General features: G+C 68.8%; 1 protein-coding gene. It reads right to left on the bottom strand.

The genetic code is table 11. The annotated features are described in order from the left end of the window. Positions 1 to 26 precede the first annotated feature (26 nt). On the bottom strand, positions 27 to 508 hold a 482-nt coding region (locus AC1DS3_RS39455), incomplete at its 5' end, for an MFS transporter (RefSeq protein ID WP_477129476.1).

The following is a 508-nucleotide window of genomic DNA, read 5'->3' as shown; positions in this document are numbered from 1 at the left end:
TGGTTGCTCCTTGCCGTAGTGCCCGCTTACGTGGCCATCAGCTRCGGCGGCCGCGGGCGCGTGGCCACCGCGAAGGCGATCTGCGCCAGCCCGGCGGCCAGCCCAAGTGTCACTCCGATCTGCCACGCCAGGGTGTAGGAGCCTAGCGCATCGTAGACCAGTCCGCCGCCAAACGCGCCGACGAAGCTGCCGATCTGGTGGCTGAAGAACGCCACGCCGCCCAGCATGGCCTGCCAGCGCAGGCCGAAGGTCTGCGCGATCCAGCCCGCCACCAGCGGTGCCACGCCCAGCCACAGGAAGCCCATCACGGCGGCAAACACCAGCGTGCTGCCCGGCGTGGGCGCGGATGAGAAGTACCAGGCCAGCGCCAGCGAGCGCACGCTGTAGATGATGCCGAGCAGCACCAGCTTGTTGACTCGCCCGCCGGCCCAGCCAAAGAACAGGCTGCCCAGCACATTGAAGCCGCCGATCACGCCAAGCGCCTTGGCGCTGAGCATCGGGTCCATGC

This window comes from Cupriavidus sp. 01L46 (genome assembly GCF_056399905.1).
The sequence above is the reverse complement of the archived record's forward strand: the minus strand, read 5'-3'. Positions and strand labels throughout refer to the sequence as shown.